A 25574-nucleotide genomic window follows, 5' to 3' on the forward strand; every position below is an offset into this window, starting at 1 on the left:
AGAAATGTAGGTTGGGTTGAGTGCAAGCGAAACCCAACAAAGCCTTGATAATGTTGGGTTTAGTTCCTCAACCCAACCTACGCTAGTTTTAGTTTTTAGCCTTAACTGAACCGTATTGGGACAAGGAGGACAAGGGGAAATTCTTCTTTCCCAATCCCCGATCCCCAATCCCCAATCCCTATTGAGCAATCCTAGCTAATCCTCTAGCAGTTACAGACCTTTGCAAAGTAGCGAGAGCGCGATTGTAAGACAAAATAGCGGTAACACTATTACCTTCTGCTCTTGTGAGGTCATTTTCAGCTGCGATCACATCTGTTTGAGTTCCTACACCTGCTTGGAATCGCAAACGCGCCAGACGTAAAGATTCTCTGGCTTGTTCTAGAGCAATATTAGCGGTTTGCACTTGGTCTAAATTGGATCTCAATTCCGAATAGGCTTGTTGTACCTGGAAGCGAATTTGATTGCGTGTATCGTTAAATTGAGTTTCAGCAATCCTAATATTAGCTTTTTGCTGGTCAGCTCTGGCTCTGGCTGCTCCTCCATCGAATAAATTTAGGCTGGCTTGCACGCCAACGGAATAACCATCGGTAACACTAATACTGTCATCAAACTGATCTAACAAGTTATAACTAGCAACTAAGCTGATTTGTGGACCGAGTTCTGCAAGTGCTAAACGTCGTTGCTGTTCGTTAATATTGCGTTGTGCTAACTGCTGTTGCAGTTCGGGGCGATTTTGATAGGCTAGTACAATTGTATCTTCTAGCGGCAAATTCCACAGACCCGCCAATCTTACAGGATCTGCGGCACTGACAGTTAATGCATCTGGAACATTTAATGTAGTTGCTAACTGACTACGGCGAATTCTTTGTTGAGATAACGCTCCACTCAACTCTTGTTGAGCATTTGCTAAAGTTACCTGCGCTCGCAGTACATCAAATTGAGTACCTACACCCGCTCTTTCTAAAGCTTGAGCATCGCGTAAAGTCACCTCCGCATTTCTCACAGAAGATTGGGCGATGCGTACATTTTCATCTGCTTCTTGCAAATCGTAGTAGTTTGTGGCGACAGTGAGGCGAATTTCCTCAGCTTGACGCATAGTCTCGAATTCTTGGAGGCGTACCTGTTCCTCAGCAGCGCCTATATTGGCTGAACGTCTGCCGGAAGTAAAAATATTATAAATAAGTTGTGCTTGACCATTGAAGGATGTATTGGGTTCATCAGCATTGGATCGAGAACGCAGTTCTGGTGGTAAACCCCGTTCTTGCCGTTCTTGTATTTCTGAAGAAAGTTGACCGGAAGCAGATTGGCTGCGGGTAATACTACTACTCAAGTCAAGGGTGGGAAATAAAGCAGCTTGAGCCTCTCGCAAGCTGGCTTTATCCCGTTGTAATTCCAATAAAGATATTTGTAGTTGTGTATTGTTGCGCTGTGCTAATTCTACAGCTTGATCTAAGGTAATTGGCTGGTTTCCCTTTTCTCTGACCTCATCAGGTTTGGTAGGAAATAGTAAGGGATTATTTTTGTCAGGATTGAGGTAATTAGGTGCAGGTGTTGTTGGTTTGGAAATCGGCGAAACGATGGGAACTTGAGGAGTTGTTAGTTGTTGCTGATTGTTGATTGTTGGTTGTTGATTATTGATTGTTGGTTGTTGGTTAATTGTTGGTTGCTGATTATTGATTGTTGGTGCTGTTGGTGTCGGTGTCGGAGAAATTGATTGCGATACGAGTTGCGGGGTGAAATTTTGTGGAGGACAACTAACTGTATCTTGTGAACAATTTTCGATCGCTAATAATTTTGCCGAACCTGAACCTCTAGCAACATTTTGTAAAAAAGCTGATGCTTGGATGTTAGGATTTTGCTTTGATGCTACTTGTGTAGTTGGATTAGGTAATTGCTGGGGAGCGATCGCATCACCTACCCTCACTGGCAATTTTTCTGGAGTTGAACTTCTGCTAATCATGACTTCACGCAATTTTTGCCCAACTTGAGACGGCGATGTGCGTTTGACAGAGTTTTTCTGTGATCCCGTTTTCATCTGGGCAGTATTTTGGTGTAGATGCTGAGTGCCATACTCAAAGGGAGCCACTTGCATAATTTCAGGCTGCAAGTTGGCATCAAAAATCGCGGAAGCTAATTGATTGCTATCTACTGCTGGCTGGGTTTGGTATTGGGCTGATGTCAACTTGAAAGTACTTCCCCGATCCTGAAAAGAAATTTCTCCTATTGGTACACCAATTGTTTTAGTAGCAATTTTCCCAACATCATCAGTCCCAAACCTCTGCATGTTAATTGTCTTGAAATCTGCTGGTTCTGATGGTTTGATTGTTGTTGTCAAATTAGTTGCAAAACTACTATTTCTAGCAGCAACTTGATTTTTTGTATTGTCTGCAACTAAGTCTCCACCCTCATTTGGGATAGAAATACTGGGGTTAACAACCTGTCGCGCCCAACTCGGTTGAGTGGTTAACACTGCTGCTGTTACACCAGGCAAGAAACTATAGAGTATTATCTGTCCTTTCACCGCATCCCCTCACACAACAATAAGGCGGCTTCATACCGTTTTTTCACACAGAATATAACACGAGGCTAACTAGAAGCATCATTACTGTCTTTGTCTTGAAAACTCTTGACTATTCGAGACAGTTCAGCTTTTTCATCGATACTAACGCGACTAGGCGCTCCGCTAACAATTCTTTCGTAATTGCGGAAAGAATCTTTAATTTCCGGGCCATCTGCCGTGATATTGTATTCACGAATACCCTTATCATGCCAAGAGCCGCGCATTTTAAATACATTGATTGCCCGTGACATTTCTCCACGAATTTCTACATACTGCAACATCAAAATTGTGTCAGTAATTGTGGAAATATGGGAGTCGGTAATCGAATGCGAACCCATAAATTGGTCGGTTGTATTAGTAAAAAAGCCCGTTATTTCTTCTTGTTTGGCGTACCCCGTGACACCAATAACAAATTGTCGGAATGCATTATTACTCACACCCCGTGCCAAGGCTGAGAGTGAATCAATGGCAATTCGAGCAGGTTTAAAATCAGCAATTTCTGACTTAATAATTTGGAGATGATCTTCTAAACCAGTTGATTCGGGATAGGTACAAATTATTTTCAGCAATCCTTGACGCTCTAAATCCTCAAACTCGATTCCCCAAGATGAGGCGTTACGCGAGAGTTGAGCGCGCGACTCTTCGTAGGCAAATAATATTGCCCGTTCGCCGTTTTTGCACCCATTTTGTAGAAATTTGCTGACTAATAATGTCTTACCTGTTCCTGTAGCTCCTGTGGCCAAAATAATTGAATCTTTAAAGAAACCACCGCCACACATATCATCTAAGGTTTTAACCCCAGAAGATACACGTATATTGGAAGACCTTTGAGTTAAGCGCATTGCCCCAAGTGGGAAAATATTGACTCCTTCATTAGTAATTGTGAAAGGATATTCGCCTTTCATGTGTGTTGTACCACGCAGTTTCAAAATTTCCATGGTACGACGACGACGTTCCCCCTCCAAGACGTTGCGGACAATTACTACGTTATCGGAAACAAATTCTTCTACTCCAAAACAAGCGACTGGTCCATATTCCTCGGTACGTTCTGTGGTAATGATCGTGGTAACATTAAGTAGTTTGAGTCGGGCTACCAAACGAAAAATTTCGCGCCGTACGACTCCAATTGCTTCGTATTGCTGAAATACAGCAGTAATGGAGTCGATCGCTACTCTTTTTGCTTTGTATTTGCGAATGGCATATTGCAAGCGTTCGATCAATGCTGAAAGATCAAAGTTACCAACAATATCTTGTCCTTCTGGGTCAGGAGAAGCATCCAAAATAAATAGCTTCCCATCATTGATTAAGCTTTGCAAATCCCAACCAAAAATATAGGCGTTTTTTATGATATCATAGGGGGATTCTTCAAAAGTGACGAATACTCCTGGTTCTTCTAAATAGCTAATACCGTTAAAAAGAAACTGGAGAGAAAATAAAGTTTTGCCAGTTCCAGAGGTACCGCTGACCAGAGTAGTTCTCCCTACAGGTAATCCACCATGACTAATGTCATCAAACCCCTCTATCATCGTACGAATTTTTTCTACACCACCAAATAAAGGTGTGTTGTTTTTCTCTGGTTGGTCGTTTTCTCTCATCTTTGGTTTTATATTTAGCAAATGGGAATTCAACCCAGTTATTATATTAATAAAATGTTGAGACTTATGTTTTATCTATTTATATAATCTATTCTGCTTGAAATTGTTCGTCTTCTATTAACTCTTCGTAAAGTAAGTCTAAACCAATCAATACTCTTTCTCGGTCTGAAAGATCACCGATAATTTTCCGGACGGGTGGAGGCAAGATTTTAGATAATGTTGGTGTAGCTAATATTTTGTCTTCCTCCGCCAATTGCGGGTTTTTGAGTACGTCTATGACCTTGAGAGTATACACTCCTTTAAATTCTTGTTCTAATATATTTTTAAGTGTTCTGAGTGCCATGACTGAGTTGGCGGTATTTCCTGCCACGTACAACTTGAGAACATAAGTCTTTTTGATTTTATTCATAATCAGCTACAGTCTGGGATCAAGAGTAAAGACGTTATCAAACAAGCGTCACAACACTTTCGGGTGCTAGTCTTTGGGTGGTAGCAAACCTCCCACTCCAAGACAAAAAGCTTAACTTTGCCATAACATAGGCTTTTTGCCTTCTGCTTCCCTATACTAGTACAACGCCATGGAAATAGAGATGCTATCCAAAACTAGGTCATCAACACAGAACAAAAGGTATTTTTATTTTTAATTCTGTGTAGTGTTACTAGTAGCCTACCAGCGCTAACTCTCTATACACAAACATTCACAAGCCTGCAATCAATTTTGTCTATTTAGGAAGCGAGCGCCGATAAAGTTCACACAGATGAGCCAGAATATCAATTAAAGTCAGACGATAGTCTAGTAATGTCTCGTCTCCCCGTCCTTCTAATTTTAGCTGCTTGGAAAATTCATCAATCAGCTCCATATGAATTTCTATAATTTGCGGCACAGGAATATTAGCATAAAATACTGTATTGATAAATTTATCAATTTTTTCCTTCACTGTTTTGTCTGTGGTAAAGTAATTTATAAGAATCTGGCGGTATTCTGATTTAAGTTCCTGTAAAAATGCCTGTTGTTCGGCTTTTGTCATTTGTTGAAAAAAAATCTGCTGTTCTTGCTGCTGGCATTTGGTAACATTTAAAATCTTCGATTTTACTTTTTCTTTTTTACCTTTGAATGCAATAAATTCTTTGGTAAATGATGACATTATTTTATGCTTGTTTTATTAGTCACGCGATCGCGATATTTTATTATTTATAGGTCAATGGACTTGTATATTTCTCTTCAGATATCGGTAACAATGAGTGAAGTTTTATCTGCGTCACTCAAGTTTTCTGAGTGGATGACAGTAACACTTAACCTATCAACTGAAATCTCTAGATCAAAATCATATTAATCTTTGATATTTTCATGGTAGTACTAAGATATGTTTCAAGAAAAACTACAGTGAACAAATAGCATCAATAATTTTGTTTTGTGTACCTCCTTGATTAACTGAACTCAGAACATTTAATATGATTTGGTAATTTGACAAAAATCTCACAGTCGCATCGGCTGCATGACTATTTTGTAAAGTTACCTAAAGTTTGCTTCTTAACAAATTGTACAATCTTATTAACAACTGTTACAGATCCTATTTCAAACAAGCACTTGACATGTATTTTGAGGAGAAGATTAACGCAGAGGAAAGTAGTCGTAAATGCTTGCTCTTAGGCACTGTTCTAGGCAAATCAGAGTGGGAAGGGAAAGATTTAGTTCCATACTAAATCAGTGGGATTTTGCCTATTGTTCTTCATGTCTAACCAAATACAGATTTTCTAGTTTTACTCCTTAGATAAGATACTTAAACTAAGTTAAACGATCGTCGCATTGTAAATCATTATAATTCCTAAAGGTTCTAAAGCGAATCTTTGGAGCCATAATTGTTTTAGGTATTGCTATCTAAAGAGGGTTTTTTACAACAACAGCACAACTGGCAACAGGAAGCTACTTTTTTAGTATTAGTTATAACTGACACAAAGTACCTAGTACCAAAAAATAAATACGCTAAAAGCAGCTATGCTCAAAGAAATAACGCCAATGCTATAAGCTTTTGGATTATTTCTGACCATATTGCCGAAACAATGCGTCAAATACCTTTGCTGTTAGGCAAAAAGCAAGGCATCTAGGAAAAAGTTGTCTTAATCTACTTTTTTCTCTGTAACCTTTTACCAGCAGCAAGAGCAAAATAACGAGAGCGTATTAAAAACCCCTATAGATAAATATACTTAGCCTTGCTGATTTTAGTCTAGGCTGGGTTAGTGTCAAACCTAAAAAAAGCTGTAAGTGTATAGGGGTGTGGGATGTACAGAAAATCAACCCGAAGTACTAGAGGTGTAATTCTTCCTCCTACACATCATCCCCTTGGACTCCCTCTATACACCCGATCTGAATCGACTAACTAACCGTTTTTGTTGCCTTATAAACCGCAATGGCAAAGTGAAGATATGGCTGGGAACGCGAACAGCACCAGCTTAACTACTTGGTGATGCTAGATGTTTCCACACCGACAGAATGATACCCGAAAGCTTATAAAGCTTATGTCAATGCCAAAGTACCCGCTCTACGAATTCGTCTGCACTGTACCCATTTGCTCAAAAACAGCAACTTTAAAAGTTGTGTGGGAAATTTTTGAGGCGCAGCAGTGCGATCGCTTGGTAGTTTTGAATGAGCAGCAAAACCCCGTTGGGGTAATTTATTCTGCTCGTTTGTTACCAGAAATTTTGGCAGCAAATCAAGAAAATACCAATCAAGCAGGGTCTTTGAACTTACAGCAGCCATTAGCAAGTCGGGAATCAAGCTTGATACAACCAATACAGACTTTACAGTCTGATTGTGAGATCGAGGAATTCAGTGATTTATTGCGATCGCAACAGACCAAAAATAATATTAACCGAGATTGGGCATTAATTGACCCTGAAGGCAAATTTTTGGGATTAATTGATAGTTCGCGATTGCTGCAATTTGTGTTTCGGCAAAAAGCACAAACTCAACCGCAAATCGAAGATAGTACAACCAAAACTAAATCCCGTCGCCGCAAAGCACCAGTCGCCGCCAAGACTATAAAAGAAGCAAAACAGACAACACCCCCATTTTCACCATTGCCTAATCATCCGTTGATCCAACTTTTGGAAAGATTACCTTGGCCTTTAATGCTGCAAACAAACACAGGCAAGATTGTCACCCAAAATCCAGCATGGTGGGAACAATTAGGAATTTTAAAAGATCCAGAAGGTGTTAGACAACAAGTAGAAGCAATCCTCAACCCCGCAGTAGTCAAAAACCTCGAATACGCTACTTCCAAAGGGTTAGTCGATATCAGTACCAACAAGAACATTGAACACTATCAAGCCCAACCCATAGTTACTAAAACTCTGGTACGAGATGATAATTTGTCCACGGGCAGTGAAGTACTAATACCAAAAGGTACAACCGAATATTCAGTATTGTCCACACCATCAGAACCACCTACACAATTATCTTCTAAAAATCGCTGCTTTTTAGATAGCCAGCATGGAACTTGTACCTGTGTTGTGGAAGTAGAAAATGGTCAAGAACGAGTTTGGCAATTTGCCAAAATTCCTTTAGACAGTCCAGAACTAAAAGTCAAAAATCCTAGTTCCGACACAGCACTTAACTCAGACTTGTGGTTAATGTTAGCAACAGATGTCACCGAGCAGCAGCAGCTTTGTAAAGAACTAGCTGCAAAAAATGCCGATTTGATGCAACTAAATCGGTTAAAAGACGAATTTTTAGCCTGCATTAGCCATGAGTTAAAAACTCCCCTCACGGCGGTTTTGGGATTATCAAGATTGTTAGTAGATCAACAATTAGGAAAACTCAACGAGCGGCAAGCGCGTTATGCTGGACTAATTCATCAAAGCGGGCGGCATTTGATGAGTGTAGTCAATAATATTTTAGATTTGACCCGCATGGAAACAGGGCAAATGGAACTGATGCTAGCAATTGTGAATATTCGTACAGTGTGCGATCGCGCTGTCGATGAAGCAAAAGCTATCCATGCTCAAAGTCGCAAAACTACAGTTTCCTCCCATCCTCAACCTGGTGCAGAGGAACACAAATTCAATCTTTCCATAGAACCAGGTTTAGACGAAATTGTTGCAGATGAATTTCGCCTACGTCAAATGTTGGTACACCTCCTATCCAACGCTTTCAAATTCACCGAAACTGGAGGAGAAATTGGGCTGCGAGTCAGTCGCTGGGAAGGTTGGATTACATTTACAGTCTGGGATACAGGTCTTGGGATTCCCGAACATCAACAGCATCTAATCTTTCAAAAATTCCAACAATTAGAACATCCCCTTACCCGTCAGTTTGAAGGTACAGGACTGGGGTTAGTATTAACCAGAGCGCTTGCTCGTCTGCATGGTGGTGATGTTAGCTTTTTATCTCGTGAAGGTAAAGGGAGTCAGTTCACTTTGTTACTACCACCAAGTCCTCCAAAAGAGTTAGGAAGACTAGCAGACGAGGAGATCGGGACACAGATGAAGAGGAGAACGCGAGATCACGAGATGGGGAGAAAGATTTCACCCCAGCACTCCACCACCCCAAGCTTGGGGACACAACAAAGGTGGGGACAAACATCTACATCATCCCACCATTCCACCTCTTCCCAACAACTAGTATTGGTTGTAGAAGCTGTAGCCCGATATATTGAAGACTTTACCGAACAACTCACAGGTTTAGGTTATCGAGTCGTAATCGCGCGTTCCGGATGTGAAGCTGTAGAAAAAGCCCGTCGTTTGCAACCAAAAGCTATATTTCTCAATCCCCTACTACCTTTGCTGTCGGGTTGGGATGTGCTAACTTTACTCAAATCTGATGCTACAACTCGCCATATTCCTGTAATTGTGACAGCAACCGCAGCGGAGAAAGAGCAAGTATTTGCGAATCGTGCAGATGGTTTTTTGAGCTTACCTGTAGAACCTCAATTTTTAGCACCATTATTGGAAAGTTTGTATACAGTTTCCCAAAAAAAGCAGCAAAACAAAGAAACAAAACCCGTTGTGAGTCATGCGCCTCTACGAATTCTGAGATTCGTCCATCCTGAAGGAGAAAATCTCGATTTATATCCCTTACTACAACAACATCGAATTATAGAAGTAGATGATATTGAACAGGCAGAATTGCTAGCTAGAGTGTGGCAATTTGATGTCATTTTGCTAGATCCAGAAGTACCCGCAGCAACAGCTTATTTGCAAAAACTAAGTAACCTTCCTCGCTTGGCAAATCTACCTATAGTTACCTGTGATGTCAGAACCACACAAACAGCTTCTCAAATAGCCGGTTTGTCCGTGTTTCCTTGCTTAACGCGATCGCACACCAACAATAGCGAGCAAAGCAAAAAAATAGATGCTTTATTGTCAGTCCTGCAAATAGCAGTTGGTATTTCCTGTCCTCCCAGTATATTAGTTGTAGAATTAGCAGCACTACCAGATTTGCCAGATGCAAAACGCAAGCATTGTACTAGCAAAAGTTTAGAAAAAGACTCTCAAGTCAAAGATTTTCCCGATCAAGGCTTTAAACCTCTAACTATTTCTCGTGGTTCAGAGTGGTTCCAAGCATTAATTCAGTATCTACATACAGCTGGACTCAAAGCGACAATTGGTAGGTCTTGGGAAGAACTGCTACAACAACTCCGTCACAAAAGCGTTGACTTGTTACTCATTTGCTTAGAAGAATCCAGCCTCAAAAAAGAGGTATACTCAGCCCTGAGAACACTTGGAGAGTTACCAGTAAAATTGCCACCGATTTTGGTACTAGATCAGCAATTAAATCCTGATCTGACTCAAGAACAGTCTCTAGAAAATGCTGTCGGTGCGATCGCCAGCCAAGTTTTACCTCGATCAATCTCCATGGAAGATTTGCTTAATCATATTAATCAAGCTTTGTCAACGAGTAATTAGGGAACGGGGATCGGGGACTTATCAGTTATCAGTTATCAGTTATCAGTTATCAGTTATCAAATTAAACTGCTCACTGTTAACTGTTAACTGATTCATGCCCAATGCCCATTGACAAATGACTAATGACCAATGACAAATGACATTAGCTTTTATTTGTGCTGACTAACTTAAGATATTACCGAAACTGTGATCGGAATTGATCTCAATCACTAAATCAACTAGTGTGGAAGATTCGATCAAGGGCTTGATGAATAATTCTGGATGGAGAGAACACCAAAAATACTTGACAAATTGCTCAACTTCTGAATCACTCATCCCTGATTTGCCAACAGCAATCATTTCCCTTTCTGCTTGCTTGCGCCACTCTAAAGAAAGTCGATAATCTTTGGGATACAACACGATTAAGCCATCCAATCTTTCCCAGAGTGGCAAATAATCACGCAAATTATGATTCATATCACGGGCAAAAGCTTGATCTTCAGGAGTGATAATCGGTGGTGGTGGGTGATCAAATGCACTGGGATCAATAGGTTGCACACCTACAAACCAACCCTCAAATAACACAATATCTGCATTTGGCACAATTTCGGGAGTAGTTCTATCACCAGCACCATTGTGTGCTGATTTATCAAAGCGGGGAACTGACACTGGAAATTCACAGTTGCGAACTTTGTCTAATACAGTTAAGCCTAACTCAATATCATGAGTTCCAGGCGGGCCGCGCCAAATCAACCGGGGATCATGCTGTTTGAGAATTTGGCGATCGCCATAGGTTTTGTATAGGTCATCCAAAGACAAACTCAGCGTCTGATATCCCAAGTGTTGAAAAATCAAAGCCAAAACTCGACACAAAGTAGTTTTACCCGTCCCTTGTCCTCCTAAAATACCCTGAATCAACGGACGATTTAATTGCTGTCGATGGGACACCAACTTGTTAGCTAAAGGTAGCCACAAATTACATAACACCTCTGACACCATCTGAGGCTGCATCCGCAGATGAGTTTGGCAAAATTCCAACACATCAGAATATATAGATTTGTCATTTGTCATTTGTCATTTGTCATTTGTCAATGGGCATTTGGGATTCTCTCCCTTGTCCCCCGTGTCCCTATTCCCAATTTTTAATTTTTAATTTTTAATTGTTTACGATCCCAACTTAAATGCTTCCAAAAATAAGCTGTAGGTGAGACCGATTTTCAGATAGTTGATTGCTTGCACCCAAAAGACTTGACGTGCTAAGACGCTGCGATTGTAAAATATTCTATTGGCAATTTCTGTTGCCAACACTAAAGTTCCAGCCACTACAATATCCCATTCTGCTGTTTGCCCAGCTGTAGTTGCAACTGCGCTTCCGAGAAAAAAACCTAATAAAAAACTGATGATTAGTATAGATATGCGTCGCCAAGGGTTGAGAATCCATTGTTCTAACCTCCTAGCGATCGCATCGAATAAGTTATTGAGACGAGTATTTTGCATGATTGATGATGGTGACATTGATCAAAATCTGATTAGATGTTTCCATCTTGAAGATATTAGGTTTAGCATAAAGTTATGTGGATAATATTGCAGCTGTTTTGGATTTAGGGTGAATACAAAAATTAATGGATTGTATTATCATCTTGAGTTCATACGAAGAAATGAAGCGTCAAGGAAATTTTTCCTAACTTCCTTCAGTATTGATGCTCATCATGACATAAAGTATACATCCTACCCTTAATTCTCAAACAATCTGTAGTCGGCAATTCAATCAGTCACCAGTAATTTGTGATCAGTGAGGTGCTTTGCATGTTCACTGAATCACTGGTCAATGTTGATATTAGGCTACTATTTGAACGAGCCTAGAAAAAATACTTATTTGTAATATCTATAGAATATGAAATCGCTAATCTACCGTCATGCTGCTCTCGCAGCTGCTTGCTTGGGATTGCTTTTGTTACCTGTGGGGTGTTATGAACTTAAAGTATCTTTTGAAGGGGATCAATCTTCTGAATCTCCATCAAACACTAACTCAGAAAGTGCGATCGCTTCTACTTTAGATACTTCTGTCGCGACACCTCAAAAAAAATCCTTATTTGCATATCATCAAGGCTCGACAGTTAAAGCAACAGGCCAAGGAAGTTTACGAATGAGTAATCAAACCGAACAACCTGTCCGCCTTGCTTTACTAGCACGCAAAGCAGGAGTTAAAAGCAATTCTAAAGAAAATTATGCAGTCCCAGCACATTGGGATTTTGCCCCAGGGGAAGGTAGTGAAAAGGGTTTAATTTTATCGCTACCTAACAATAAAATCAAAATCGAGAAGGGAGATGTTTTAGTCGCCTTTGCACAGGATGGTTCCCGTCGCTACTGGGGACCTTACGTAGTTGGCGAAACTCCCGCCCCCGTTTGGAACCCGCAAAAGCAAGAATGGGAATTAATTCTTGCTCAATAGTTAGTTATTAGTTGTTAGTCAATTGTCAATTGTCAATTGTCAATTGTCAATGGGCATTGGGCATTGGGCATGAATCAGTTAACAGTTAACAGTTACCAGTTTAATTTGATCACTGATCACTGATAACTGATAACTGAGAAGTTGTCTCCCTTGTCCTTTCATTTAATATTTTTGAGAACAAACAGCAAAAAATCACGTCAAACGACTATTGACTAGTGACCCTTGACCATTGACCATTGACAATTGACTATTGACTCTTGACTCGTAACTAAATGACAATTCGCGCTTTTGACCAGTTGTTAAATAGGATTGGCAAACGTCCAGCCTTAGCGATCGCACTGTCAACTTTGTGGTTGATTTTGGTTGGTGGGATCGCATTTTTTTGGCATTTGGGTAGTATTGGGCTAATAGATGAAACCGAGCCTCTGTTTGCTGAAGCTTCTCGGCAAATGTACGTAACAGGCGATTGGATCACGCCATTTTTCAACGGTAAAACTCGCTTTGATAAGCCTGCTTTGATTTACTGGTGTCAGGCGATCGCATACAACATTTTTGGTGTGAATGAGTGGGCGGTACGTCTACCAAGTGCGATCGCAGCAATAAGTGTAATTGCCCTAGCATTCTACACTGTGCAATGGCAACTGGCAAAACAAGATGCCTTAGAACAAGTTTTTCGTCCTTCCAGACGCTGGTTAACAGCAGGTTTAGTAGCATCTGTAATGGCACTCAATGCCGAAATGATTGTGTGGGGAAGAACTGGTGTCTCAGATATGCTGCTGACTGGCTGTATAGGATCAGCCTTGTTGTGCTTTTTTCTGGGATACGCAAGTCAGGAGGGATCGGGGATTCTCCAGAGGAGACGCTTCGCGAACGGGGATCGGGGACAAGGAGGACAAGAGCGAATTTCTCTTTCCCAATCCCCGATCCCTAATCCCCAATCCCCGATCCCCAATAATTGGTATCTGGCTTGTTACGTACTCATTGCTGGTGCAATTTTGACTAAAGGTCCTGTAGGTATTGTTTTACCTGGGTTGATTATTGGTGTATTTTTGCTTTACCTGGGCAAATTGCCAGAGGTTTTGCGGGAAATGCGCCTCTTGCTGGGTATGCTAATTATCTTGGGTTTATCAGTGCCTTGGTATGTGCTAGTAATTTGGCGCAATGGCTGGAATTACATTAACTCCTTTTTTGGCTACCACAATATCGAACGCTTTACAGAAGTAGTCAACGGTCATAGAGCTCCTTGGTACTTTTATTTTTTGGTAGTATTACTGGGTTTCGCTCCTTACTCAGTATACTTACCCCTATCAATGGCAAGGCTAAAATTTTGGCAGCGTCAGTATTGGCGTTCTCAAGAGCGATCGCAACAACTTGGTTTATTTGCCTTTTTCTGGTTTGCGAGCATCTTCGGCTTTTTTACCATTGCTGTCACCAAACTTCCTAGCTATGTCTTACCCTTAATGCCAGCAGCAGCCATTCTGGTGGGATTTTTGTGGAGCGATTTTTTCCAAGACACAGCCGTAAGTCAACAAGGGGGACAAGGGGGACAAGGGAACAATTTTTCTGTATTGTCTTCCCCCACTCCCCTCTCCCCCTCCTCCTTCCTCTGGACTGGCTGGATCAATGTAGTATTTGTATCAGCGATCGCAGCAGCGCTGTTTTATGTACCCCGATTAATAGGTGCTGATCCGGCTGCACCCGAATTTCGCCAACTGCTGCAACAATCAGGTTTAACAACTTTGGGAAGTGGGATCTGGTTAGTTTGTGCTGTGGTATTGGCAGTGATCATACTGCGTCGTCGTTGGCGTCTATTGATTGGTGTAAATTTGTTGGCGTTTGCGCTGTCTTTAATTTTTGTCCTCACTCCAGCTTTATTTTTAATAGACCAACAGCGTCAGTTACCTTTGAGAGAATTGGCAGCGATCGCAGTTCAAGCGGAAAAACCAGGTGAAGAATTAGTCATGGTTGGCTTCCAAAAACCCACCGTTGTTTTTTACAGCCAACGCCCTGTAAATTACATCAAAATGAGTGCAGCCGCAGGAGATTATGTAAGAACTCAGGCTGTAAAGAAAACACAATCTGACTCAATTTTAGTTTTAGCTCAACCGAAAAAGTTCCCCGAAATGGGTTTGCAACAAAATAGTTATCAAAGTTTAGGAAAAAGTGGTGCTTATCAATTAATTAGAGTACCTTTAAATAGGTAAATTGTTGGTTATTGTTTGGAATTGAATTTGTAAAAATTGAGATATCCAGAACCCCGACTTCTTTAATAAGTCGGGGTTCTTGTCGTTCACGAATGATTTAGGAATGCTATAGATTAGCATCATGTGTTGAGCAATATCTCAACACATCTTGATATCTTCACAGTTTTTATATTTGACTAATTACTCCATTATTACTCGCTGGTAATTGCAGGTTCATTTACCATTGAGATCGCCATATCTACCATCTGCTGTTGGGACACATCTCTCGTTGAACCACCTCCCAATCCTAATACATATTCCAGTCCATCTTGCTTCCAAAAAACGTATTGGCTGATGTTATTTCCTTGTCCTCTGGTGATATAAAAACCACTAATACCATTCCCCAAGTCTACAGGAGTGATACTATCTCCTTTGGGAGGCCAAACTTTAGAAGTTCCCTCTGGAGTGAAGACACCAAATCCTCCAGCAGTACAACCAGAAGGATTATTTGAAGTAGAACAATCTGGTGTATTTGCGAGGCGAATTTCAAAGACTTTACTATCAGAAACAATGTAGGAATAAAGCTTGATCTTCGAGGCTGCGGGAGGGAGAGAGGAAGGTAAACGCATTTTCAATCCTTTTGGTAACTGAGTGCGAATATCATCAATTAAAGGTCTAAAGACAGATGCAGGTTCAGCTCCAGATTTAGAAGAAATGGCTAAACCAGTGACAAGAATTGATAGCCCGACCAAAGAATTTAAAATCATCTTGCGCTTCATTTGCTTTTTTCTGACAAACAATCATCTCTACATCAGAGTATCCAAGTAAAGTTTGCGATCGCCTTATCGAAAGTCATCTATAATTCATGACGAAAGTCATGTTTTAAATTCAACACAGTATTGCATAATGTTACCCGTGAAGATATTTCGCTGCTTCTAGTTCAATGAACCTGCTCGCAAATCGTGTTTTCTCTTTTCGTTCGATATTGCGATGGGTAGAATGGGTGATCTTGCTAGCAAATCTCTTTTCCGGCTTGATCAGCAATTATTTTCAAGAACACCCGCATTCACTGCCCTTATTTATTGCTTTTAATATTGCCTTCTTTTTACTCAGTTTTATTTTTCCACTTGAGCGTCCACTCTGGCAAAGACGAGTTTTTATTGCTGTGGAAATAATATTAATTATCTCTGCTGTCTGGCTACGTTTTTGGTTTACAATCTTCATGTATTTTGTTCTTGCCAAGAGTTGCTTTTTTCTCAGTCGCAGAGATGTCATCCTAACAGCAATTTTTACGGGAATTGGCTACTTATCTGGTGAAGCTTGGTATCTTCCTCAACGCATAGCAGAAACCGTTGCCCAACTTCAATCCCGTGGTTCAGAACATGTATATGACGCCAAAGCAATTTTATTGACCAGTTTGCTAGATTACATAGGAGCCAGTCTGTTTATAATTTTGCTGGGTTTTGTGATCGTGGCGGAGCGCAAAAGCAAAAAGAGAGCAGAGAGTTTAGCAAAGGAAGTGGAAACTTTAGCAGCAACTTTGGAACGTACTCGTATAGCTCGTGAGATCCATGATTCCCTTGGTCACACTCTTACTACTCTAGATGTTCAGTTAGAACTTGCCCAGAAATTACACCAACGTGATCCCGCTCAAACTCTACAAGCACTGGATACAGCCAAGTATCTTTCTAGTCAATGTCTTCAAGATGTGCGTCGCGCTGTACAAACAATGCGCCGATCAGATTTTAATCTCAATCAGGCACTCAGCGCCCTAGTTACGCAAATCCAGCAAAACCAATCTTTTACGGTGCAGGCGGATCTAAATTTGCCACCATTACCTCTCCAGACGAGTCATCAACTTTACTGTATTATTCAGGAAGGGTTGACAAATATTCAAAAACATGCTATTGCTTCTCATGTGATTCTGCGAGGACAGTTTACGCTTGATGCCATTATCCTAGAGTTAGAAGACGACGGGCAGGGCTTTGATCCTGATTCACCCCATTCTGGTTTTGGATTACGGGGAATGCAAGAGCGGATACAAATATTGGATGGTAAGCTGAGTATTAAAAGTACCCCTGCTCAAGGTACTCATATTTGGATCACAGTTCCTCGATGATTCGGCTTTTGCTTGTAGATGATCAACATCTATTTCGGCAAGGATTAGCATCCTTGTTGTCACTGGAAGAAGATTTAGATATTGTCGGTGAAGCTAATGATGGTAATGAAGCGATCGCCCTCACTGAAAAACTCCAGCCTGATGTGATTTTAATGGATGTACGGATGCCTGTTTGTGATGGGGTAGTTGCCACTCGTGAAATTCACCAACGCTATCCCTGGATCAGGATTCTGGTACTAACAACCTTTGATGAAGATGAATATATTTGGCAGTCTCTACAAGCAGGAGCATTAGGTTATCTACTCAAGAGTACTCCCTCCGGGCAATTAGCAGCAGCAATCCGCACCCTGAATCAAGGATATAGCCAACTAGGGCCAACCATCGCTCCCAAAGTTTTTGCTCAAATTAACCCCCCCGTATCTAAACAGACAAACTATCAAAACTTGTTTAGCGATCGCGAACTAGAAGTTTTAACCCTATTGGGTCAAGGAAAAAACAATCGAGAAATAGCTCAAACTCTTTATCTAACTGAAGGTACGGTAAAAAACTACATCACTCAAATTCTTTGTCAGCTTGGTGTACAAAATCGTACTCAGGCAGCATTATGGGCGCAACAGTATTTGAGATTTTGAGAAATATGCAGGGTGTGTAGAGACGCGAAATTTCACGTCTCTACAAAGATTATCGGTAGGTCAATTATTTTATCCGAACCGTATTGGGTGTTTACTCCCCTATCCAATCCCCACCCTGCTTCGTTGAGGATGGGAAATTCCACCGAATTTGTTAATACAAGAGTTAACTGAAATCATTTGACTATTCTGACTTAGATTGTTTATCTCTATCTAATTTTTCCTGAATAGCTTCTCTACAGTATTCTGCCGAGTTATCCTTGGCTTTTACTTCTGTATACATTGACTCGCTAACTCTGATTGTTAATGTTTTGGTTAACGCTTCCTCTCTGTCAGTACTTAGTGGCTGTAAATTTTCTGGCTTTCCTTTAGGATTGGGCATTTATTAAAAAAAGTCAACAGTTAATCGTTTTGATTGCTTGACTGGTTTAATTCATCCAGTGCTTTTTGGATAGCTTGTCTACAAAATTCTGGAGGATTTTTTTGTTTTTGTACTTCTACCTTCATATCTTCAGTAACACGTAAGTGAATATATTCGGTTAATGGCTTATCCCTATCAGTTTTAAAGCCATGATTTTTAATATTTGGGTTCCCACGATTATCTTGACTCACTTTAAATAACTTAATAAAGCTAGATTAATTGATATACATACTGAATAATGATTAATTGATGGGTATTTGAGTTTGACGACTGGATACCCACCAAGTCCACCTATAACGGATAGACAACTATTATGTTATCAAGAGAATCGCTCAAAAACCTTAGTTTGCCACAATTGCAGCAACTGGGGAAAAAGTATGGTATTAAACCGCTAGGCAGTTGGGAAAAAACCGAAGTATGGATAAATATACTTTCTGCATTCCCTTATAAAGCAATTGATCAAATGAGAAATGGAGTAGGAATACATTCTCCCAGTCTAGAGGTATACCATGCGATCGATGTTGCACTCGACTTGCTCGGTCAACCTACTGATGCTCAAAAAGCATTGATACGCGCTACCAAAAACAATGAATGGCTAAATGATGAACACTCCAGAAGATATCAACAGAAACTTCTAGATTTGTGGAGTGTAAAACTCATGCTTGAACAGTGCCAACAATTGCTAGCTAGATAAGGAAAGTTATTATACCCCTCTATTGTCAGGGGTATAATTGTTTATTGGACTCAATTTTAATCTTGTGAATCTTCCAGAATTAGCCGTTTCAATCCCTAATAGGGATTAATGTTAGTTGCAACCAAGATAATAATTCGAGAGAGAGGAGGTAATGAAGAAGTTTCAATCCCTAATAGGGATTAATGTTAGTTGCAACATTGTCTAGTGAAAACTATGTGCTTGCTATGGCTGGTTTCAATCCCTAATAGGGATTAATGTTAGTTGCAACAAATTATTAGTCCAGACGAAGTTTTGGGGGCGGAGGTTTCAATCCCTAATAGGGATTAATGTTAGTTGCAACAAAGTTATTCAATCGGTTCAGGGTACAGAAGCCTTGGTTTCAATCCCTAATAGGGATTAATGTTAGTTGCAACTGGGGTATTCCAAGTGAAGGATTTCGAGGAATATTGTTTCAATCCCTAATAGGGATTAATGTTAGTTGCAACTGCTCAATCCAGATGCCTTGCTGTATTTGGTTTTCAAGGTTCAGTGGTGCCGACCTAGAGTAGGTATAGCGTTTGAGCGATCGCACTGTCAAGAGTAAACGAGTATAAAATCGCTCAAACCCAGTCAGGGTAAGATTTACAGAAAAGGTGCAGACCTCATTTCTCATCAAATCAGCTTCTAACATAGACAGAATAAGAGTTTCAGCCGCGAAAATTGACTGCTTTTTTTCTACACCTAGTGGTCTGCACCGTCATCAAGCAAAAAACACTGTAATATTTATTGGCATTTTGCTGCTAATACGCTCAATTTTACCCTGACAGCAAGCACAAAGAAAAATTAATTGGTCAGTGTCAGGTAAAATACTGGTTAAGCTGTAGATATAAACTAGACAAAATAGTATAAAAATACTATTTTCCAGATACTTAAACACCAAAACTTAATAAAAGACTAGTTGTTTACTATAAATACTAGACCAATTCACTCAAAGCCTTGATTTTACTGGGTTCATGCTCATAGTTCAGAAATACGGTGGTACATCTGTCGGTTCCGTTGAGCGCATTGTCTCTGTCGCACAACGCGTTTCTCAAGCCGCAAAAGCAGGAAATTCCATAGTGGTGGTAGTTTCTGCAATGGGTAAAACAACTGATGGACTTGTGAAATTAGCTGCGGAAATCTCTAAAAATCCTTGCCGTCGAGAAATGGATATGTTGCTTTCTACGGGTGAGCAAGTATCTATTGCGCTGGTGAGTATGGCATTGCAAGAATTAGGACAACCAGCAATTTCTTTGACTGGCGCTCAGGTAGGAATTGTCACCGAAGCTGAACACACCCGCGCCCGAATTTTACATATTCAAACAGAACGGATTAAAAAGCACCTCGAAGAAGGCAAAGTTGTTGTCGTTGCAGGATTTCAAGGTATTAGCAGTACCAATGCATTAGAAATCACTACCTTGGGACGAGGCGGTTCGGACACTTCTGCTGTGGCGATCGCAGCTGCTTTACAGGCAGATTTTTGTGAAATTTATACCGACGTACCAGGGATTCTGACTACAGACCCCCGTCTAGTTCCAGAAGCGCAGTTAATCAGTGAAATCACCTGCGATGAAATGCTAGAACTCGCCAGTCTCGGCGCAAAAGTCTTGCATCCTCGCGCCGTCGAAATTGCTCGTAACTACGGAATGCCCTTGGTGGTACGCTCTAGCTGGACAGATGATCCTGGTACTTGGGTGACTTCATCCCAAATCAAAGAGCGATCGCTGATCAATTTAGAAATTGCTCGTCCGGTAGATAATGTCACGTATGATACTGACCAAGCCAAAATAGCCTTGTTACGTGTTCCAGATAGACCAGGTGTTGCAGCCAGCCTATTTGGCGAAATTTCTCGTCAGGATGTAGACGTAGATTTGATTATTCAATCAATTCATGAAGGTAATACAAACGACATTGCCTTTACCGTATTTACACCAATCTTACCAAAAGCCGAAGCCGTAGCAGCTGCCATTGCTCCTGTTCTGAGCAGTCACAAGAGTAACCAAGCTGAAGAAACCGAAGTCATGGTGCAGCAAAATATTGCTAAAGTCAGTATCGCCGGCGCAGGAATGATTGGTCGTCCCGGAGTCGCCGCCAAGATGTTTGCCACCCTAGCAGCAGCAGGCGTAAACATCCAAATGATTTCTACCAGTGAAATCAAAGTCAGCTGCGTAATTGCTGCCCAAGAATGCGATCGCGCCGTCGCCGCTTTGCGCCAAGCATTTGAAATAGAAGCAGAGGACAAGGGGGACAAGGGGGACAAGGGGGACAAGGAGGACAAGGGGGACAAGAAAGCATTTTCTACTTCTACTTTGTCTGCCTCTAATTCTCCTGTACGTGGTGTCGCTCTTGATATGAACCAAGCACGTTTAGCCATTCGCCAAGTTCAAGACCGGCCAGGAACGGCGGGAAAACTGTTTGGATTTTTAGCAGACCACAATATCAGCGTAGATATGATTATTCAGTCCCAACGCTGCCGTATAGTCAATGGTGTGCCGATGCGTGATATTGCTTTCACTGTGGCACGGATGGATGCAGAAACAGCACAGAAAATGTTGCAAGCAAAAGCAGCAGAATATGGTTGGGGTGAAGTAGCCTTAGATCAGGTGATCGCTAAAGTCAGTATCGTTGGTGCTGGTATGGTAGGACAACCAGGTGTTGCAGCGAAAATGTTTGAAGCCCTAGCGCAGCATCATATAAACATTCAAATGATTACTACCTCAGAAATCAAAATTAGTTGTGTAGTAGCCCAAGAAGAAGGTGTCAAAGCACTGCAAGTTATTCACACAGCATTTGGACTAGCAGGTAGCGAGAAATTTATAGTTCCTGCATAGAGAAGATTGGGGATTGGGGATCGGGGATCGGGGAGTGGGAAAATACAATATAGATTACCTTGTCTTCCTTGTCCACGCCACGTGCTACAACGCTCTTAACCCGCAAGGGCGCAGTGGCTCCCCTTGTCCTCCTTGTCCCCCTTGTCCCCCTTGTCCTCCTTCCAATCCCCAATCCCCATATGCAAATTACTCAGTGTGTTCATACAGCCATTCTTGTAACTGACTTAGAACGCTCCGAACATTTTTATGGCACTGTGTTGGGATTATCTAAAGTAGAACGTCCGATGAAATTTCCTGGTAGTTGGTATCAAGTCGGCGAGTATCAAATTCACCTGATTGCAGCATCTAGCGTTAAGGATGAACCCAAAAATGAAAAATGGGGACGCAATCCCCACATTGCTTTTTTAGTTTCCGACTTAGATGCCGCTAAACAGCAGCTACTAAATTATAACTGTCTAATACAACCCAGTGCTTCCGGTCGCCCTGCTGTTTTTACCCAAGATCCAGATGGAAATATTATTGAGTTGAGCCAGCAGTAATGTTAAGGAGCAATGTTAAACTACAACTGAGTTTTACGAGAATAGGTTGAGAAGTAAGGAAGGTTAGCAGTTGCAGGAGTTTGACAAACCCATTCCACAAAAAAAGCTTGACATTGTTGAGAAAACTAGGTCTAACTTATTTGCTTGGCGTGGTCAGTTTTCGCCACAACTTATTGAAGCTATATTAAGATCTTACTGTTTACCTAACTCAGTCGTGCTTGACCCTTTTGCAGGTAGCGGAACTGTCTTATTTGAGGCTGGTATCCTTGCGTTTGAGGCATATGGTTTTGAAATTAACCCAGCAGCTTGGATTCTTAGTAAAACATATGAACTTATAAATCATTCTCAAAGAAAAGAAGTTCTCACAAATATTAGAAATTTGATAGACAGAGAATTCCCCTTTATATTTTTTGAAAGTAACAGTCAAGTGCCAGATTTAGCAGGAAGACTAAGCAGAATTAGAAATGAGTTGGATGAAGAAGCAAGAAAAATATTTGATGCTTTAATCATTATTCTTGATGTTGCCAATAATAGGGTAACTAATGAATTTATACAATCTAAGTTTGCTGATTTAGCGAGTGTAATTGAAAAGCTTCCTTTCTCTGAAAAGCAAATTAGAGTGGATCTAGCTGATGCTCGTTCCCTGCCATTAAAAAACGATCAGATAGATTTTGTTGTAACTTCACCGCCTTACATCAATGTATTCAACTATCATCAAAACTACCGCAGTTCTGCTGAAATACTGGGATGGGATTTATTAAAAATAGCAAAGTCGGAAATTGGTTCTAATAGAGCAAATAGAGGAAATCGGTTTTATACAGTAGTACAGTATTGCCTAGATATGGCTGATACTTTGCGAGAGCTTTCAAGAGTAACTAAAAACGGAGGTCGAATCGTATTCGTTGTAGGACATGAATCTAATGTACTGGGAGTACCTTTTTATAATGCTGACATTATTGAAAAAATTGGAGTACGAGCAAATCTATTTCATAAAAGCTTGAGACAAAAGCGAGAATTTAAAAACAAGTTTGGCAAAATAATAAGAGAAAATTTAATTAACTTCCTCAATTTAAATAATGTGTGCCATAAGGAAGCAGTTGAGCAAGTTGCAAGAGAGGTAGCACTTGATGTGTTGAGAAGTGGTCTTTCTTTAGTACCCTCGAAAAACCTTGAGTCTTTAGAAGATGCAATTGAAAAAGTTCAAGATATTGGAAGAACACCAATTTTAGACAAAAGATTTTATGTCTATCAACCTCCTCGAACTGTTCAACTAGTCAGTCCTAAGTATTCACAGTCATCTCAATCTATGCCTGAATTTTCTCGTCCTCATTATACGAAGCTAACTGCATGTCTGAATAATCGTCGGCTACCTGAAGCTGATAAAGAGCGACTAGAAGAAGCTGTTAGAAAGTATCATGAGTGGATTGCTGAGTTGGAAGCAATCGAGCGTGGTCAAGCAGACACAGTAGAAAAGTTAGTCGAAGCTACTAACCGATATAAGCGTTTTATTGAGCTTGACTTGATCTTTGATAGCTCAGATAACTTTTTGTACAGACAGAAGGGACAGCTAAAACTAGACAATACCATCTTGGAAGAATTTCTGCCACAAGTGGTTTTCCGTAGTTTACGCGGCATAGATGATTCTTTCGAGTTGGGTCCGAGAAAGACGTTTTCTGGGTTGAGTTTCTTATCTTCTCTTGGGAATCCCGGTCAAGGTGGTGAACCAAGTATAAGGACTAAAGATCAAGATTTCATACTTGGCAAAAAATTATATTTAAAGTCATCTTTCGATCCAGGATTTCAAGACTATAAGTTCATTGAGTCACATCTTGGATATGTCTGTGCTGAATGCAAAACGAATCTAGATAAGACTATGTTTCAAGAAGCAGTAGCAACAAGTAGAGACTTAAAGATAGCTGTTCCCGGATCTTTATATTTTCTAATCTGTGAATTTCTTGACATGACACCAGTTTCAACAGTTTCAACTCAAATTGATGATGTTTTGATTGTGCGAAAAACAAAGCGTATGTCCGCTAGTATTCGGCAAGAGTATAGAACACCGGAGGAAAGACAACTTCATAGGCAAGATTATGTTGATTTTTTAGATTCTTCTAAGTATTATCCTGATGTATTTCAAAGAATGATCGATAAGATTCAAGCTTTGATTGATGATACAAGTCCATCAATGGAACATGTTTTAGAACAAGGGTATTTCTAAATACGTTATCGTTTGGAATTCAAGGTTATTTGCGGCGAGTGATGAGCATCGTTAGACCTTTGATTGCTGGACTTCTCAACTATGAACCTGCCTGTTTTATTGATTCGTGCAAGAGATCTAATGACCAATTATGCTTACACCTACAGTGATCCTTTACTAGAAGTTGCTCCTGCTCCTGATACTTGGGGATGGGATGTAGATCGAATTTACCAAGATTTGGGACAGCGTACAGAGTTACAAAAATTATTCGATGACTGTAAAATAGCGCCTCCCGATTTTCTCATTATCCGTCGTTTGGAAGAATTGGGAGATAATGTTGAACAAGTGAGCGATCGCCTTTCTCACATTGAAGCTATGGGGATAACCCTGGTTGCTGTTGAGCAAGGTTACAATTCTGCGGTTCAATCTCCTAATCTTCATGCTGAATTGTTGCAATTACTACACCAAATTCAACGACAGCAACACAGTCGTCGCATTCGTCAAGCTCATGCCCGCAACCGTTTAGACGCTGCTCCTCCTCCGGGAAAAGCGCCCTATGGTTATCGCAGAGGTAAAGATAAGTACATTGTTGACCGTAGTACTTCTCCTGTAGTCAAAGATTTTTTTGAACACTTTCTACTCTATGGTTCGCTGCGGGGAGCAGTACGTTACCTGGCGAAAAAATACGGTAAGAAAATTTCTGTCACCACAGGGCGTCGTTGGTTGACGAATCCAGTTTATCGTGGCAACACTGCTTATCAAAATGGAGAAATTCTTGCTAATACCCACACAGCTATTCTTTCTCAGGAAGAAGCAGCGCAAGTTGACAGGCTTTTACGCCGCAACAGTCGTTTACCATCACGAACTGCAAGTGCGCCGCGTTCTCTAGCAGGGTTGGTTGTCTGTGGTGAATGTCAATCACATATGGGTGTTGCTCGCGTTACTATTCGCAACCAAGATAAAGAGTATCTTTATTTACGTCCAATTAGCTGTATAAAAAAACCTAGATGTCGGGCTATTGCTTACCAAGAAGTCTTGGAGCATACTATTCAATCTGTTTGCCATGACTTACCTGTGGCGGTGGACAAGATGAATTCTCCACAATTGGATGCAGTTAAAAATAGCTTAGGGGATGCGATCGCTCGTCAGCAAGAAATACTCGCACAATTACCTGCTTTAGTCGAAACTGGGGTACTAGATCCAGAAACAGCCAAAATCAGAGCATACAAACTCCGCATCGAAATATCTACACTGCAAGCAAAGTTAGCAACCTTACCACCGGTGAACCTACGCTCTGTTGCGGTTGCGGTTTCTATCCCTCAATTTTGGTTGGATTTATCAGAATCAGAACGACGATTTTATTTTCGCGAATTTATTCGTCAAGTAGAAATTGTTCGTCAAGATCAACACTGGCAATTACGAGTCATTTTTATTTTTTGAGTGTTGATTATTA

General features: G+C 40.7%; 20 protein-coding genes and 1 CRISPR repeat array. Of the genes, 11 read left to right on the top strand and 9 right to left on the bottom strand.

Features of this window, described 5'->3' with window-relative positions; all coding sequences use genetic code 11:
• Window positions 1–178: 178 nt before the first annotated feature.
• From ACE1AT_RS29125 to ACE1AT_RS29140, 4 genes are all read right to left on the bottom strand, one after another.
• Window positions 179–2521, bottom strand: a complete 2343-nt coding sequence (locus tag ACE1AT_RS29125) for a TolC family protein (protein ID WP_374874631.1) — start codon at window positions 2519–2521, stop codon at window positions 179–181.
• Window positions 2522–2586: 65 nt separating this feature from the next.
• Window positions 2587–4155, bottom strand: coding sequence for a circadian clock protein KaiC (gene kaiC / locus ACE1AT_RS29130; RefSeq protein ID WP_374874632.1), 1569 nt, complete (start codon window positions 4153–4155; stop codon window positions 2587–2589).
• Window positions 4156–4243: 88 nt separating this feature from the next.
• Window positions 4244–4564, bottom strand: a complete 321-nt coding sequence (gene kaiB / locus ACE1AT_RS29135; protein ID WP_017312742.1) for a circadian clock protein KaiB — start codon at window positions 4562–4564, stop codon at window positions 4244–4246.
• A 313-nt stretch (window positions 4565–4877) separates the two neighbouring features.
• Window positions 4878–5300: a circadian clock protein KaiA gene (locus ACE1AT_RS29140; RefSeq protein ID WP_374874633.1), complete on the bottom strand. Its 423-nt coding sequence runs from the start codon at window positions 5298–5300 to the stop codon at window positions 4878–4880.
• 727 nt (window positions 5301–6027) lie between these two features.
• Between ACE1AT_RS29140 and ACE1AT_RS29145 the strand changes: the two genes are divergently transcribed.
• Both ACE1AT_RS29145 and ACE1AT_RS29150 read left to right on the top strand, forming a co-directional pair.
• Complete coding sequence (locus tag ACE1AT_RS29145; protein WP_374874634.1) at window positions 6028–6261, top strand: hypothetical protein; 234 nt, start codon at window positions 6028–6030, stop codon at window positions 6259–6261.
• Window positions 6262–6678: 417 nt separating this feature from the next.
• Complete coding sequence (locus tag ACE1AT_RS29150; RefSeq protein WP_374874635.1) at window positions 6679–10059, top strand: ATP-binding protein; 3381 nt, start codon at window positions 6679–6681, stop codon at window positions 10057–10059.
• A gap of 162 nt (window positions 10060–10221) precedes the next feature.
• Here the strand turns inward: ACE1AT_RS29150 and ACE1AT_RS29155 are convergent, their stop codons facing one another.
• Together ACE1AT_RS29155 and ACE1AT_RS29160 are read right to left on the bottom strand one after the other, a co-directional pair.
• On the bottom strand, window positions 10222–11109 hold the full coding sequence (locus ACE1AT_RS29155; RefSeq protein WP_374874636.1) for a glycerate kinase: 888 nt from the start codon (window positions 11107–11109) through the stop codon (window positions 10222–10224).
• A gap of 93 nt (window positions 11110–11202) precedes the next feature.
• A complete protein-coding gene (locus ACE1AT_RS29160; protein ID WP_374874672.1) occupies window positions 11203–11535 on the bottom strand; it encodes a DUF565 domain-containing protein in 333 nt (110 codons plus the stop codon).
• A 397-nt stretch (window positions 11536–11932) separates the two neighbouring features.
• Between ACE1AT_RS29160 and ACE1AT_RS29165 the strand changes: the two genes are divergently transcribed.
• A complete protein-coding gene (locus ACE1AT_RS29165) occupies window positions 11933–12490 on the top strand; it encodes a hypothetical protein (RefSeq protein WP_374874637.1) in 558 nt (185 codons plus the stop codon).
• A gap of 272 nt (window positions 12491–12762) precedes the next feature.
• Window positions 12763–14694 (top strand): ArnT family glycosyltransferase, encoded by a 1932-nt coding sequence (locus ACE1AT_RS29170; protein ID WP_374874638.1) that lies wholly within the window; start codon window positions 12763–12765, stop codon window positions 14692–14694.
• A gap of 191 nt (window positions 14695–14885) precedes the next feature.
• Here the strand turns inward: ACE1AT_RS29170 and ACE1AT_RS29175 are convergent, their stop codons facing one another.
• Window positions 14886–15452, bottom strand: a complete 567-nt coding sequence (locus tag ACE1AT_RS29175; RefSeq protein ID WP_374874639.1) for a hypothetical protein — start codon at window positions 15450–15452, stop codon at window positions 14886–14888.
• Between the two features lie 164 nt (window positions 15453–15616).
• Here ACE1AT_RS29175 and ACE1AT_RS29180 point away from each other — a divergent pair, with 164 nt between their 5' ends.
• On the top strand, window positions 15617–16792 hold the full coding sequence (locus tag ACE1AT_RS29180) for a sensor histidine kinase (RefSeq protein ID WP_374874640.1): 1176 nt from the start codon (window positions 15617–15619) through the stop codon (window positions 16790–16792).
• Complete coding sequence (locus ACE1AT_RS29185; RefSeq protein ID WP_016860008.1) at window positions 16789–17424, top strand: response regulator transcription factor; 636 nt, start codon at window positions 16789–16791, stop codon at window positions 17422–17424. The genes ACE1AT_RS29180 and ACE1AT_RS29185 overlap by 4 nt, the downstream gene beginning before the upstream one ends.
• A 181-nt stretch (window positions 17425–17605) precedes the next feature.
• Here ACE1AT_RS29185 and ACE1AT_RS29190 read toward each other — a convergent pair whose 3' ends face one another.
• Window positions 17606–17803 carry a hypothetical protein gene (locus ACE1AT_RS29190; protein ID WP_374874641.1) on the bottom strand — a complete coding sequence of 66 codons (198 nt, stop codon included), beginning with the start codon at window positions 17801–17803 and terminating at the stop codon, window positions 17606–17608.
• A 20-nt stretch (window positions 17804–17823) separates the two neighbouring features.
• Window positions 17824–18033, bottom strand: coding sequence for a hypothetical protein (locus ACE1AT_RS29195; protein ID WP_374874642.1), 210 nt, complete (start codon window positions 18031–18033; stop codon window positions 17824–17826).
• A 122-nt stretch (window positions 18034–18155) separates the two neighbouring features.
• On the opposite strand from ACE1AT_RS29195, the gene ACE1AT_RS29200 reads away from it, so the two are divergent.
• The 5 genes from ACE1AT_RS29200 (at window position 18156) to ACE1AT_RS29220 (ending at window position 25561) form a co-directional block, all read left to right on the top strand.
• The gene (locus tag ACE1AT_RS29200; RefSeq protein WP_374874643.1) at window positions 18156–18536 is read left to right on the top strand and encodes a hypothetical protein; all 381 of its coding nucleotides are present in this window, start codon (window positions 18156–18158) and stop codon (window positions 18534–18536) included.
• 85 nt (window positions 18537–18621) lie between these two features.
• Window positions 18622–19021: direct repeats of the CRISPR family, unit length 37 nt; unit sequence GTTTCAATCCCTAATAGGGATTAATGTTAGTTGCAAC.
• Between the two features lie 507 nt (window positions 19022–19528).
• On the top strand, window positions 19529–21385 hold the full coding sequence (locus ACE1AT_RS29205) for an aspartate kinase (RefSeq protein WP_374874644.1): 1857 nt from the start codon (window positions 19529–19531) through the stop codon (window positions 21383–21385).
• Between the two features lie 179 nt (window positions 21386–21564).
• Window positions 21565–21924 carry a VOC family protein gene (locus ACE1AT_RS29210; protein WP_374874645.1) on the top strand — a complete coding sequence of 120 codons (360 nt, stop codon included), beginning with the start codon at window positions 21565–21567 and terminating at the stop codon, window positions 21922–21924.
• A 70-nt stretch (window positions 21925–21994) separates the two neighbouring features.
• Complete coding sequence (locus ACE1AT_RS29215) at window positions 21995–24142, top strand: Bpu10I family restriction endonuclease (RefSeq protein WP_374874646.1); 2148 nt, start codon at window positions 21995–21997, stop codon at window positions 24140–24142.
• 120 nt (window positions 24143–24262) lie between these two features.
• The gene (locus tag ACE1AT_RS29220; RefSeq protein WP_374874647.1) at window positions 24263–25561 is read left to right on the top strand and encodes a recombinase family protein; all 1299 of its coding nucleotides are present in this window, start codon (window positions 24263–24265) and stop codon (window positions 25559–25561) included.
• The last annotated feature ends 13 nt before the right edge of the window (window positions 25562–25574 follow it).

The sequence above is a fragment of the Pelatocladus sp. BLCC-F211 genome (assembly GCF_041928655.1).
Lineage (GTDB): Bacteria > Cyanobacteriota > Cyanobacteriia > Cyanobacteriales > Nostocaceae > Pelatocladus.